This is a genomic window from Bacillus cereus group sp. Bc031 (assembly GCF_027716265.1).
In the GTDB taxonomy this organism is placed as follows: Bacteria; Bacillota; Bacilli; order Bacillales; family Bacillaceae_G; genus Bacillus_A; species Bacillus_A paranthracis.
In genome coordinates this window covers 42,926-56,413 of the sequence record NZ_JAQFUL010000020.1, presented here as the reverse complement: position 1 = coordinate 56,413, position 13,488 = coordinate 42,926, and the positions used below count along the sequence as shown (strand labels likewise).

The following is a 13,488-nucleotide window of genomic DNA, read 5'->3' as shown; positions in this document are numbered from 1 at the left end:
CGAATACTACTATACTTCTATTATAGTTGATTATGATAATTATTTTCAATTATAAAGTTTAGATTTTTCGAATTATGCTGTTTTCTCTTCTATCGCCTCATCTAAAAACTTGAAATACGGAAGTAACATTCCTATTAAAGAGGTGACACATATAATTGCACCGATGATTAAATATAGCGCTCTTACTCCCCACATTTCACTCAATATTCCCCCTACTAACACACCTAACGGCATAGCGGATCGTATGAAAAATAATCGCACTGAAAATACTTGTCCTATCATATTGTTCGGAACTGACTGTTGGCATATCGTTGTGTTATGAACATTGAAAAATGCAATACAAATCCCTGCTATTACTTCAACTATTATTGCAATGATAATACTATGATTGAACCCTAGCGAAATGTATGTGAGCCCCCCTATAAACAATCCTCCAAGCATAAGTATACGCCGGCTTTTATATGTTACTTTTCCGACTAGTATAGATCCAACTACATAGCCAAGTGGGAATCCGGCCATAAAATAACCAAATTCCGCATATCCCGCTGATAGCTCATCTTTTATATAAGGAAGGTTTGTGACCATTGTTACTCCTACTCCAAATTGAACAAAAGTTAGAAATATACCGAGCCAAACGATGATTGGTTTTGTGAAAAAATATGTAAAACCGTGAAGAAACTGTTCTAGCCACGTTTTCCGAATAGGTTGCGACGTTCTATTTTCTTTTATATAAAGTAAGAAAGTGCCACTAACAAATAAACAAATGCATACGAAAGATAACGCAAGTTCTGTGCCAATCAAATGAATGACTACTCCACCTAATACTGGCGCAAGAAACATCATAAGACGAGTCATTCCATCAATGTACGCATTTGCATCTTGAAGTTGTTCTTTCCCTACAATGCTCGGTGTAATTGCTTGACTTGCAGGTGTATAAAGTGGTGTAATAAGTCCCACTACAATTTGAACAACATAAATGTGCCAAACTTCTAAACTACCGGAAACTAACATTATCAAAGGTAATAAGAATACGGACGCTCGTATCCATTGTGAAAAAATCATAATCCACTTCCGACTCCATTTATCAATAAATGGGCCACTGATTAATTGCAGTATGAGTGATGGGATGAAATATAATAGCCACATACTACTTAAAGCCATTTCCGATCCTGTTAACTCATATACTAGAATTGAATTACATAACGTTCCGAACCCCCCTCCTAATTCTGAGATTGCACTACCAATCCACATAAAAAAGAACGAACGATTTTTCAATACATTTTTCAATTTCACACACCAACTTTTCTTTTATATTCCTCCCTTTATGTACATTCTTGTTGTATATTATCTATTTAAAAACGCATCTAATTCTTTCGCTAACGATTGTACTGCTTTCTTTCTTAATACATATTTCCCATCATGTATATCCACTAACTTCGCTGCACGTAACAATTTCAAATGGTGGTGTACAGTCGATTTACTAAGTTGCAATCTTTCTGTAATTTCCTGCAATGTTCGTTCTTTTTCGAACAACATTTTTACAATGCGTAACCTCGCTTCATCTCCAAGAGCTTTATGTTTTTGAACTAAAAAATAGTTCGGTTCATATGGATCTTCAGGATGGATACTTTCGTTTGCAACTGGATAATGAAATACTTTCGTATCTTCAACATCCGCCTCAATATTCCACGGTCTGTACGTTATTTGCGGGATAAGAAGCACGTGATGAACACTTGGTTCTGGCATATAATGAACGCCACCTGTAGCCCACTCGACAAACTCTTCTGGTTTCATCTTTTTATTCATTTCACTCTTTGCTTCATAATCTCGTTTTAATATAGAAAGTATTTCTTCTTCCTCTTTCTGAATAACGCTCTCATACCATCCTGTCATAACAGCAATTAAATGGGATTTTAGCACTTGTACATCAACATCGCATATAAAACGAATATAAGTAGAGAAAAACTGATGTTCTTGTGTCAGTTCCATTAGTTCATGTATTGCAGTTACGTTTGCAGTTACGTTTCCACTTGCCGCTAAAATTCTTTTTTCTTGGTACTTCTCTCCTAAAAACGGTAAACATATATACTTCAAATCTTCTTCTGAAAGTGAATCAATTTTAGCGTGAAACTGCGATACATCGTGAAAATCTTCTTCATACAACAACTGAAGCAATGCTTTCCACGTATTATTTTCTTTGACAAATTGTAAATGCTCTCTCATTTCTTCTGTTAATGATTTCTTAATTTCTTCCCATTCATTTTGACTCTTTTCAAGTGTATCAATTAACCTCTTATGAGTAATTGCTGCAATTCCAAGAGCACATTCGAAAAGTATCGAATATTTCACTTGAACGTTATAAGTTTCCCTCTTTCTACTCGTTATGTGATAGACCTCCATTTTTATCCCTCCTTGTTTGCTATATATTAAATTCTATTTTTATCGAATTTTACCTTCTATATTTTTAGAATCAACAAAATTTTAGTTGAAATACATTCATTCTAAATTAAGGAGAATAGGAGCTTTTTTATATACAAATAATAAGCCTCAAGGAGTTGTTGACATGTATTTCATATTGAATATGTTAGGGATTTTCGTTGTCATATTAATTGTTTACTTATGTTCGCCTAATAAAAAACATATAAAATGGAGACCAATTGTAATTCTCATCATATTGGAGCTTTTTATTACGTGGTTTATGTTAGGCACAAAGCTAGGCAGTATTATCATTAATAAAATTGCTTCATTTTTCAGTTGGCTACTGGCATGTGCGAATGAAGGAATTCGATTTGCATTTACTTCTGCTATGGAAAATCAAACAATTGATTTCTTCTTTAGCGCATTACTTCCTATCATTTTTGTTATCACGTTCTTTGATATTCTGTCTTACTTTGGAATCTTAACTTGGATTATTGATAAAGTAGGTGCAATTATTTCAAAGATTTCTCGTTTACCAAAGTTAGAAAGCTTCTTTTCGATTCAAATGATGTTTTTAGGGAACACCGAAGCGCTTGCGGTTGTTCGGGATCAATTATCTGTTTTAAAAGAAAATCGTCTGCTGACTTTTGGAATTATGAGTATGAGTAGCGTCAGCGGATCCATTCTTGGTGCTTATTTATCAATGGTTCCAGCAACATATATTTTCAGCGCAATCCCATTAAACTGTATTAACGCATTAATTTTAGCCAATGTATTAAATCCTGTGGAAGTTTCGAAAGAAGAAGATGTTGTTTATTCACCTTCCAAACATGAAAAAAAGGATTTCTTTTCTACTATTTCCAACAGTATGTTAGTCGGGATGAATATGGTTATCGTTATTTTAGCTATGGTAATTGGATATGTAGCTTTAACAGCATGTTTAAATGGGATTTTAGGATTTTTTGTAACGGGTTTAACAATTCAAAAAATCTTCTCTATTATCTTTAGTCCTTTCGCTTTTTTACTCGGTTTATCGGGCAGTGATGCTATGTATGTAGCTGAACTAATGGGGATCAAAATAACGACGAATGAATTTGTTGCAATGATGGATTTAAAATCAAACTTAAAGTCTTTACAACCGCATACGGTTGCGGTTGCCACAACATTTCTAGCTTCTTTTGCTAACTTTAGTACAGTAGGTATGATTTATGGAACTTACAATTCATTATTTGGCGGCGAAAAATCATCAGTCATCGGGAAAAATGTTTGGAAGCTTCTTGTGAGCGGAATGGCTGTTTCCTTATTAAGCGCTATGCTTGTTGGGCTTTTTGTATGGTAAATAATTTTTAAAATAAAAGACACCCAAACGAATTGAGTGTCTTTTATTTTTATTTTCGAATTTGTCCATTTCCACGAATGACGTATTTTGTAGAAGTTAATGCAGGAAGCCCCATTGGTCCCCTTACGTGTAGCTTTTGTGTACTGATGCCAATCTCAGCTCCGAATCCGAATTCAGATCCATCAGTAAAACGAGTTGATGCATTGTGATACAGCGCAGCAGCATCAACAGATACGAAAAATTTGCTGACGTTTTCCTCGTTTTCTGAAATAATCGCTTCAGAATGCATAGATCCATACGTATTTATGTGGTGAATCGCTTCTTCTATAGAAGAAACTAATTTAACTGCTAGCGTGAGAGATAAAAATTCTGTCCCCCAGTCTTCTTCTGAAGCAAGTACAATTGATGAATCAATTGCCAATGCTTTTTGATCACCACGTAGCTCCACGCCTCTTGCCTTCAAAGAAGAAAACAACTCGCTACCATATTGCTCTGCCCACTTCTCATGAAGTACAATCGTTTCAATCGCATTACATACAGATGGACGCTGCGTTTTTGCATTTATAATAATATCAAATGCCATTTGTTTACCCGCTGTTTCATCAATGAAAATATGACAATTCCCCGCACCTGTTTCAAGTACTGGAACAGACGCTTCCCTCACAACAGTATCGATTAATTGTTTGCCACCTCTTGGAATAAGAACGTCTAAATAATCATTCATTGTAAATAACTGCTTCGCGCTATCTCGCGTTGTATCTTCTATAAGCTGTACACTTTCTTCTGGTAAGCTTGTTTGTTTGAGCGCTCTGTGAATAACGGCAACAATGGCTTTATTAGAATGAATAGCAGAAGAACTACCACGTAATATGACTGCGTTTCCTGTCTTCAAACAAATAGTAGCAGCATCCACTGTTACATTCGGTCTTGCCTCGTAAATCATCCCAACAACACCAAGTGGTACACGCATTTCCTGAATAGATAGTCCATTTGGCCTTTCCCATGCACTTACACATTCTCCTACAGGATCACGTAATTCAATTAGCTGCTTAATCCCCTCTGTCATATCAATAATACGATTTTCAGTTAGCATAAGACGATCAAGGAGTGAATCCGAAAATCCTTTTGCCTTACCTTCTTCTATATCACGTTTGTTTTCCTCTAAAATATAAGCTGTTTCACTTATTAATTGATTTGCAATTGCAGCAAGTGCTTCGTTTTTTTGATCCGTATTTTTAAGCACAAGTTCTCCAGCGATTTCTTTCGCTTTTTTTCCCTTTACTAACACTTCATTCATTTTTATTTCCTCCTTTTTGATCCCTCTTCTTAAAGTGAAACCCAATGATCTCTATGGATGACTTCATAACTATGCCTTTCGCCTCTTGCTTGAATATGTTGGCTTTGCATACCTTTTATCTCTCTTAATTCCTCTGCGCTATATGTGCATTGTCCTTTTCCAATTACGCGCCCTTGTTGCGTCATGACTTCTACAACATCGCCAACTTTGAAAAATCCTGACACATTTGTAACACCCGCAGGAAGAAGACTCTTGCCATGCTGAATGATAGCTGTAGTTGCTCCGGCGTCTATTTCAATTTGACCGCTAACAACCGAATGCAAGGCAATCCATTGCTTGTTCATCTTCATTTCTTTTTGAGGGGCATTTCCGACATACGTCCCGTCACCTTTCCCCTTTAAAACATCAACAAATTTCTCTTGTCCACGTCCTGTACCGATAAATACACTTACCCCAAGAGATAGCGCCGTCTTTGCAGCATCAATTTTTGATTTCATACCGCCAGTCCCAAGTTTTGAGCCAGCATCTCCAGCAAGAGAAGCAATTTCTTCTGTAACTTCAGGAAGGAAATAATATTTTTTCGCATCCTCATTTTTTTGAGGATTTTTATCATATAAACCGTTCACATCTGTAAAAATCATAAGCATATCTGCCGAAACAAGTCCGCTTACTAAAGCTGACAGCATATCATTATCACCGAACGTTAACTCCTCTAAAGAGATGGAATCATTTTCATTAATAATTGGAAGAGCAGAACGGTTTAATAACTCTCCTAACGTAGCGTAAGCGTTACTATATTGTTCTTTTCTAGAAAAATCACTTCTCGTCAGCAATAGTTGTGCAGTAACGATACCGTATTTACGGAATTCCTCCGTGTATGCCTGCATTAACAAACTTTGTCCGACAGCCGCAGCAGCCTGTTTCCCTTTAATTGTTACAGGTCTGCTAGGGTATCCTAGAGCAGAAAAACCTGCAGCAACGGCCCCAGATGTAATTAACAACACTTCATGCCCTTCCTCTTTCAATCGAGCTAATGCGGCAACATGATCTGAAAGTTGTTCTTTAGAAATGCCTCCATGACTATCCGCCAAAGAACTGCTCCCAATCTTTACAACTATTCGCTGTTTCTTCACTTTTTTATCCCCCAAGTCTAAAATCAAAGTTTTTTATACATTACATTTCTATTCATACAGCTCGCAGCGATTTCTATTCTTATGAGTGCTGCACGTAGCCTATTTAAGAGCAAAATAAAAATGACCGCTTCGCCCTTCATAAAATAAAAAGGACGAAACGGTCATTGTTCCGCGGTACCACCTTAATTGATATACATAGATATCCACTTGGTGCCTATAACGCAGGCGAACGCCTAAACTTTCATTTAAGACTCAGGGATAGGTTCGATATATTCTATACGAGGAATCTTTCAGCCGGTGAATTCCACTCTCTTTCGCAAGAAGACATATGTACTATTTCCCTTCAACGATTTTCGGTTTAATTTTTTTATATTATGCGATATAGTTCGATTTGGTGTCAAGAGGTATTTTTAAAAATAAATAGAGGAGCAAGTTACTTGCATGAAAAGATTGCTCTACTGAATGAAAATACAAATTGATATAACTACAACTCATATTCATAAACATAATACCTTACATTATAGTGTATATATTTACAGAATGTCGAATATAATTGATTTTTTATCTTTTGGTGTTGCAAAAAGGAAAATATTCTCTTAGAATGTTTCTTTATATTGCATGGAGATGTTATTGTTATTTTAAGATAACAATTTCAAAATGATATAATTTATTAAAAAAGGAGCAAGATTGAATTATTATGGATAAACAAATTGGATTCATCGGATGCGGAAATATGGGGATGGCTATCATTGGCGGGATGCTAAACAAAAAGATAGTGTCTTCAAATAAAATCATGTGTTCAGATTTAAACACGACGAATTTAGAAAATGCTAGTACAAAGTACGGAATAACTATAACTACTGACAACAATGAAGTCGCTAAAAATGCTGATATTTTAATTTTATCAATTAAACCAGACTTATACTCATTAGTAATTAACGAAATTAAAGAAGTAATAAAAAACGATGCTATCATCGTTACGATTGCTGCTGGTAAAAGTATTGAAAGTACTGAAAATGCCTTTAATAAAAAATTAAAAGTTGTACGAGTAATGCCTAATACCCCTGCTCTTGTTGGAGAAGGAATGTCAGCATTATGTCCGAATGAAATGGTGACAGAAAAAGATTTAGAAGATGTGCTAAACATTTTCAATAGTTTTGGTCAATCAGAGATTGTAAGTGAAAAGTTAATGGATGTTGTAACATCTGTAAGTGGCTCTTCACCAGCATACGTATATATGATAATAGAAGCGATGGCAGATGCTGCTGTACTAGATGGCATGCCAAGAAATCAAGCATATAAATTCGCTGCTCAAGCTGTGTTAGGCTCTGCAAAAATGGTACTAGAAACAGGAATACATCCAGGTGAATTGAAAGATATGGTTTGTTCTCCCGGCGGAACAACGATAGAAGCTGTAGCAACTTTAGAGGAAAAAGGCTTACGAACAGCTATCATTTCAGCTATGCAACGTTGTACACAAAAGTCTGTCGAACTATCTGGTCAAACGAAAAAGTAAAACTATAAATTCACATGAATGTAATTAGAAATGCACTACATGATAAACGGCCAAACTCGAATTTACTTGAGTTTGGCCGTTTTAGTTGTTAATTATATTAAAATAATTTCATTTTCCCCTTCCCTACTACGCTTGTGTAATTTTATTAGAAACAAGTAATTTTTCAATGCAAATCGGTAACATATCTAATAGCGTTTCAAATGCGTAATTTACATCTAGACGTTCTGTCCATTGATGTGCATCTTTCCCTACCGGTCCCATATTTAAAACTGGAACGTCAAATTCTTCTAGTTCCTGAAGTGGAATTGAGTAACCTTTATCCCATAATGGCATATTATCTACAAGTGAACTCATTGAATGTAATGGATTTTGTAAGCCCACATAGCTTAAATCTGAAATTCCTCCAAAATAGTTTTGGTTTTCAAATGTAATATTATGATTGAAGTGTGCATACCTTTCCATTTCTCCGACTACTTCTTTAATTAACTGGTTGTTGCGTGAACTTACAGCTGGATAATATGGCGGAGCGAAGAAAAGTACAATCATCGGCGCCTTTTCTTTACATAAAATAGCTAGTTTATCTACTAAATCAATCGTTACCGCACGATCATCTTTATCTTCTCTATTTTTAATAATGCTAGATTGAATATCATCTATTTTCTCTTGCCCGTGTTGTTCAATTGCATAAGCGATAAGCTCTTCATATGTTAATACATTTACTTTGAGGTTAGGTGGTATAAATGGATTATATTTAGAAAAACGATAAGCTTGCTTCTCATATGATTCTTCTATTTTTTCTGCTACTTTCGTTATTTTTTGACGCAGCAATGAAACGACATCTGTCATTGATTTTTCTAGTAAAAACAAATTAAATAATGTGACTGCGCGATGCGGAATTTGTACAGAATACTCCTCCTTTAAGTCCCTTTGAAGTAAGTTAGTTGGCGGAGGACTCGCTTCCCCTTCTACAATATCACAAAGGTCTGTATTCAACTCTAATTCTGCTGTTATTAATGAAGCCATATAACTCCCATTTAAACCTGCAAAAGGTTCACCTACATGTGTCTCTTTTCCGTAGCAAAGAAAACCAGGTAACACTTTACCAATAGAACCAGTGTAAATATATTTCTTTTGGTCACCAGGATGCCTTGAAAACATAGGCTCTGAATTTAGTACTGTTTTATAATCTAAATCATGTTCTCTTGCTAAATCTAATAATCTTGGGACAGCAGCTCTCATCCCTACAGAGTTTACTTCTTCATCTGGTACAGCCAATAAAAGAACATTCCCATCAAACCTTCCTTCGCAAGCTTGCTCAATCATTGCCATTTGTAACGTGAGGCCGCATTTCATATCCATTGTTCCTCTACCAAACAGCCAATCTCCATGTTCTATATCTTCACGTACATGGTCTGGTAATTCATCTTTATGAGAATAAAACATAGACGTTAACTTTTTAGGATTGAATGCATCTTCTTTCCACACTCCATAATCTTGTACATCTACAACATCAAAATGACTTACTAAAATTACGGTATTTTTTGTACGATCGCTTTTCTTTACTAGTGCTGTAACAAAATATCTTCCGTCCCCTGTCGGATTTTTTTGCAAATGGTGCGGATTTTCTTTGAAGTACTGTAAATCAGATAATTGTTCCACAACGAAGTCTGGCAATATCACTTCAGCTTCTGTACCTGTAATACTAGGAATTTCAACAAGACCGCTTAATAATTGAATCAATTGTTCTTTTGATTGCCACTTTGACATATAAATCCCCCTATTTTTCCGCATTATGAAAATGAATTCCAGTATATGAATAAAAAATGACGACAGTTATCAAAATTATAGTTCTGATGTACTGCCGATTTTTATTGATATTTCATGTGCTGCTTGTTTTACCTTACCAATAAGAAAAGATAGTCGATCATCATTAATGCGATGACTAATTAACCCAACACTTAATGCTCCTACTACTTTATGATTAAATCCGATAATAGGTGCAGCTACTGAAGCTGTCCCTTCTGTTTTTTCTCCATAACTGACAGCATATCCTTCGTTTCTTATTTGCTTTATTTGATCAAGAAGAATTTGCTTTTGTTCTGGTAAAGCAGAAAGTAGTTGCTCAACAATATATTCCATTTCATTCTGTTTCATATTGGCAAGCATCGTTTTATTTGCAGCACCAATTGAAAGAGGAATCTGTTCCCCTAAGTTATCAATAACTCGAATTTTTAAAGGGCTATCCATTCTTTCAATAATAATAGAATGTGTTCCATTTGGAATGTTCAAATAAACACTTTCTTCCACTTCATAGGCCAATCGTTTCATTACTTCTCTTGCGACTGATCTGTAGTCTACCTTCTCCAATTGTCGTAATCCTATTTCCATCCACATTGGTCCAATTTTGTACTGTTTCGTCTCTGAAATTTGTGTAACTAGCCCATGCTCGATTAGAGAGTTAAGTAATCTATGTACTGTACTAACTGGGAGATGTGTTCTGTCCGCTATATCAGAAATGGCCCAATACTCTTTTTCATTAGTAGAATTTAATAACTTTATAATACTTATCGCTCGATCAATGGACTGTACCATAACTCACCTCTACTTCACTTGTAATATGTTAGCACGCTCAATTACCTATCAATTTAACAAACATTCGAAATGAAATCAATCTATTTATTCAATTTTCTAAAAATAAAAATATGTTGCGAACAATAATTTGAAAGCGCAAACAAAAAAATATTGACTTTTCTTTTTAATTATCTGAAAATTATAACAAGATTTCACATCACGGAATATATTCCACAATACGGAAAAACATCAAAATTTATGCTATCAACTACGAAAGTGAGGAAAACAATGGCGCAAGTAAATAATACAAACAATGAATTAAAACGTACGATGAAAAGTAGACACTTATTCATGATTGCACTCGGTGGCGTGATTGGAATGGGATTATTTAACGGATCTGGTTTTATTATAAGTCAGCTGGACCTGGTGGATCCATACTTGCCTTTATGGCCGGTGGATTATTAATGTATTTCGTTATGCTATGTCTTGGTGAACTCGCTGTAGCCATGCCTGTTTCGGGGTCTTTCCAGGAATATGCCACTAAGTTTATCAATCCTGCAACTGGCTTTACAATCGGATGGTTGTATTGGTTAAGCTGGGCGAATACGACCGGCCTTGAATTTACAACTGCTGGCATTACAATGCAGCGCTGGTTTCCTGATATTCCTGTTTGGGTTTGGTGTTTAATATTTGGAGTTACAATCTTCACGATTAACGCACTATCTGCTCGTAGTTATGCAGAAACAGAATTTTGGTTTTCAAGTATAAAAGTATCTGCCATTATCGCTTTTATTATTCTTGGTGGCGCCGCTATGTTCGGTTTTATTGATTTAAAAGGCGACGAACCAGCTCCGCTATTATCAAATTTCGTGAATCATGGTGGTTTATTTCCAAATGGACTTGCAGCTATTCTATTAACAATGGTTACAGTCAATTATTCCTTCCAAGGTACAGAACTTGTTGGAATCGCTGCAGGTGAAAGTGAAGATCCAGCAAAAACTTTACCTCGTTCTATTAGAAATATTATATGGCGTACGATGTTTTTCTTCGTCTTAGCAATCTTTGTTCTTGTTGCTTTAATTCCTTGGGAAGAAGCAGGATTAACAAAAAGCCCGTTCGTTGCCGTTTTTGATAATATCGGTATTCCCTATGCGGCTGATATTATGAACTTTGTTATTCTTACTGCTGTTCTTTCTGTCGCAAACTCAGGACTATACGCGGCAACTCGTATGCTTTGGTCATTATCCAAAAATGAAATGGCTCCAGCCTTTTTAAAGAAATTATCATCACGAGGAATACCTTTAAACGCTTTAATTATGACAATTGCTATTTCTGCTTTTTCTCTTTTAACAAGCGTTGTAGCTGCTGAAACGGTTTACTTATGGCTCATTTCCATTTCTGGAGTTATAACAATCATTGTTTGGATGTCAATTTGTGTCTCTCAATTCTTTTTCCGTAAACATTATGTAGCAGACGGCGGAAAATTAGAAGACTTAAAGTTCAAAACGCCACTTTATCCACTTGTACCAATACTTGGTTTTGGATTGTATGGCATTATATTAATCAGTCTAATCTTTATCCCAGAACAACGTCTAGGAATCTATTGCACTGTACCATTTATCATCTTTTGCTACACGTACTATCACTTTAAAGTTAAGAAAAGACTTGCTACTAACACTCGTAGTGAAAGTAAAATTAGCGAGACTATGTAATACTATACTTATATATAAAAGACCGCACATAGCTTTTACCTTATGTGCGGTCTTTTATCATTCTAATTCGCTTTAAAATTATATAACGGCTTAATAATATGCTTTATATCTATTGTCTCTTTCGTATTTTCGATAATTTCATTCATTGGCTTGTATACCATTGGTGCCTCATCAATTGTGCTCTCTGCTACCGATGTAGTCCAAACTTCTGTCATCGTATTTTGGAAGTCCTCTAGACTCAATAATTCTTTAGCCTTCTTACGACTCATGATACGTCCTGCCCCATGCGGACCAGAAAAATTCCAGTCTGGATTACCTTTACCAAATGCAATAATTGAACCATCTCTCATGTTAATTGGAATAATGACTCGTTCATCTTTCTGAGCTGAAATAGCACCTTTTCGTAGAATCATATTTTCTATGTCTATATAGTTATGTATTGTAGTAAATTGATCGGTTACTTTCCAGTCCATTTTCGTAACAATTTCATCAATCATTGCTTTACGATTTAACTCAGCATACTTTTGAGCAATATTCATGTCATTCATATAATCTTTGAATCCCTGTCCTTCTAAATAAGCTAATTCTTTTCGAATATTAGGCTTCTTTATTCCACGTAAAGTTTCTTGTATTTCTTTTTCTCTCCCCTCTTTCATTAATCTCTTAATAATCTCATCTTTCATTGATGTAACATCAATGAGTTGTTCATATGCGAAGTTTTGGTAATACTCTGCTATTTGTTTACCTAAATTACGAGAACCACTATGAATGACAATATATACATTCCCTTTATCGTCCTCATTCAATTCGACAAAATGATTTCCTCCCCCAAGTGTACCAATACTTTTTTGAGCGCGTTGTAATGTAAATGGAGCTCTCACACCATCAAAATCAATCATTTTTGAGAATCGATGTTCTTTATCTCGGATACGAAAACCACTTGGAACGAATTTACGAATTGTTTCATCTAAACAATCGAAATTAATTTCTTCTTTTTTCTTATCAATTACAACAACCTCCATACCACAACCAATGTCTACCCCTACAAGATTAGGAACAATTTTATCTTGTATTGTCATTGTTGTCCCAATCGTACACCCTGCTCCCGCATGTGTATCTGGCATAATACGAATTTGACTATCCTTTACAAATTCTTGGTTACAAAGATCAATAATCTGCCCTGTCGCAGTCTCATCAACGTTATTCGTAAATACTTTCGCTTCATTGTATTTTCCTTGTAATTTCAACATCTTTCATTTCCCCTTCCTTTTGAAAGAATTATTTTATTACGTTGTTTCTATTCTCATCATTACTCTCATCCACCTTCTGCTTTCCATTATATATGTATGATATCCTTCACAATAATAAAAAAAATGATGTTTTATCTTGTTTACATAATATTATTATCATATCCTTGAATTTATACCTACATATGAGTATTCCACGTCCTCAATATCCGTTATATATAACAAAAACTCCCCTTAAATCGAAAATGATTAAGG

9 protein-coding genes, 1 pseudogene and 1 other annotated feature are annotated in these 13,488 nt (G+C 35.2%); of the genes and pseudogenes, 3 read left to right on the top strand and 7 right to left on the bottom strand.

Annotation, left to right across the window (positions count from 1 at the left end; translation table 11 throughout):
* Positions 1–72: 72 nt before the first annotated feature.
* Both PDQ33_RS10580 and PDQ33_RS10575 read right to left on the bottom strand, forming a co-directional pair.
* A complete protein-coding gene (locus tag PDQ33_RS10580; protein WP_025991647.1) occupies positions 73–1,293 on the bottom strand; it encodes an MFS transporter in 1,221 nt (406 codons plus the stop codon).
* A 51-nt stretch (positions 1,294–1,344) separates the two neighbouring features.
* Positions 1,345–2,400, bottom strand: coding sequence for an ArsR/SmtB family transcription factor (locus PDQ33_RS10575; protein ID WP_270755568.1), 1,056 nt, complete (start codon positions 2,398–2,400; stop codon positions 1,345–1,347).
* A 163-nt stretch (positions 2,401–2,563) separates the two neighbouring features.
* Between PDQ33_RS10575 and PDQ33_RS10570 the strand changes: the two genes are divergently transcribed.
* On the top strand, positions 2,564–3,757 hold the full coding sequence (locus tag PDQ33_RS10570) for a NupC/NupG family nucleoside CNT transporter (RefSeq protein ID WP_270755570.1): 1,194 nt from the start codon (positions 2,564–2,566) through the stop codon (positions 3,755–3,757).
* 49 nt (positions 3,758–3,806) lie between these two features.
* On the opposite strand, the gene proA is transcribed toward PDQ33_RS10570, so the two are convergent.
* On the bottom strand, positions 3,807–5,054 hold the full coding sequence (gene proA, locus PDQ33_RS10565; protein ID WP_001006729.1) for a gamma-glutamyl phosphate reductase: 1,248 nt from the start codon (positions 5,052–5,054) through the stop codon (positions 3,807–3,809).
* A 29-nt stretch (positions 5,055–5,083) separates the two neighbouring features.
* Positions 5,084–6,187, bottom strand: a complete 1,104-nt coding sequence (gene proB / locus PDQ33_RS10560; protein ID WP_000744725.1) for a glutamate 5-kinase — start codon at positions 6,185–6,187, stop codon at positions 5,084–5,086.
* Positions 6,188–6,332: 145 nt separating this feature from the next.
* Positions 6,333–6,543: a binding site (T-box leader), on the bottom strand.
* Positions 6,544–6,884: 341 nt separating this feature from the next.
* On the opposite strand from proB, the gene proC reads away from it, so the two are divergent.
* Entirely contained in the window at positions 6,885–7,703 is an 819-nt protein-coding gene (gene proC / locus PDQ33_RS10555) for a pyrroline-5-carboxylate reductase (protein WP_046199270.1), read from the top strand.
* A 126-nt stretch (positions 7,704–7,829) separates the two neighbouring features.
* On the opposite strand, the gene PDQ33_RS10550 is transcribed toward proC, so the two are convergent.
* On the bottom strand, positions 7,830–9,470 hold the full coding sequence (locus PDQ33_RS10550) for a M20 family metallopeptidase (protein WP_270755574.1): 1,641 nt from the start codon (positions 9,468–9,470) through the stop codon (positions 7,830–7,832).
* A 75-nt stretch (positions 9,471–9,545) separates the two neighbouring features.
* Positions 9,546–10,295, bottom strand: a complete 750-nt coding sequence (locus tag PDQ33_RS10545) for an IclR family transcriptional regulator (protein ID WP_270755576.1) — start codon at positions 10,293–10,295, stop codon at positions 9,546–9,548.
* 267 nt (positions 10,296–10,562) lie between these two features.
* Between PDQ33_RS10545 and PDQ33_RS10540 the strand changes: the two are divergent.
* A pseudogene (locus PDQ33_RS10540) lies at positions 10,563–11,986 on the top strand (amino acid permease).
* A 62-nt stretch (positions 11,987–12,048) separates the two neighbouring features.
* Here the strand turns inward: PDQ33_RS10540 and PDQ33_RS10535 are convergent.
* On the bottom strand, positions 12,049–13,236 hold the full coding sequence (locus PDQ33_RS10535; RefSeq protein ID WP_061130957.1) for an RtcB family protein: 1,188 nt from the start codon (positions 13,234–13,236) through the stop codon (positions 12,049–12,051).
* Positions 13,237–13,488: the final 252 nt, after the last annotated feature.

What these genes read in the sequence shown, in the direction of transcription:
- PDQ33_RS10545 (WP_270755576.1), bottom strand. Translation starts at nt 10,295, where the DNA reads ATGGTACAGTCCATTGATCGAGCGATAAGTATTATAAAGTTATTAAAT.
- PDQ33_RS10570 (WP_270755570.1), top strand. Translation starts at nt 2,564, where the DNA reads ATGTATTTCATATTGAATATGTTAGGGATTTTCGTTGTCATATTAATT.
- proA (WP_001006729.1), bottom strand. Translation starts at nt 5,054, where the DNA reads ATGAATGAAGTGTTAGTAAAGGGAAAAAAAGCGAAAGAAATCGCTGGA.
- PDQ33_RS10575 (WP_270755568.1), bottom strand. Translation starts at nt 2,400, where the DNA reads ATGGAGGTCTATCACATAACGAGTAGAAAGAGGGAAACTTATAACGTT.
- PDQ33_RS10550 (WP_270755574.1), bottom strand. Translation starts at nt 9,470, where the DNA reads ATGTCAAAGTGGCAATCAAAAGAACAATTGATTCAATTATTAAGCGGT.
- proC (WP_046199270.1), top strand. Translation starts at nt 6,885, where the DNA reads ATGGATAAACAAATTGGATTCATCGGATGCGGAAATATGGGGATGGCT.
- PDQ33_RS10535 (WP_061130957.1), bottom strand. Translation starts at nt 13,236, where the DNA reads ATGTTGAAATTACAAGGAAAATACAATGAAGCGAAAGTATTTACGAAT.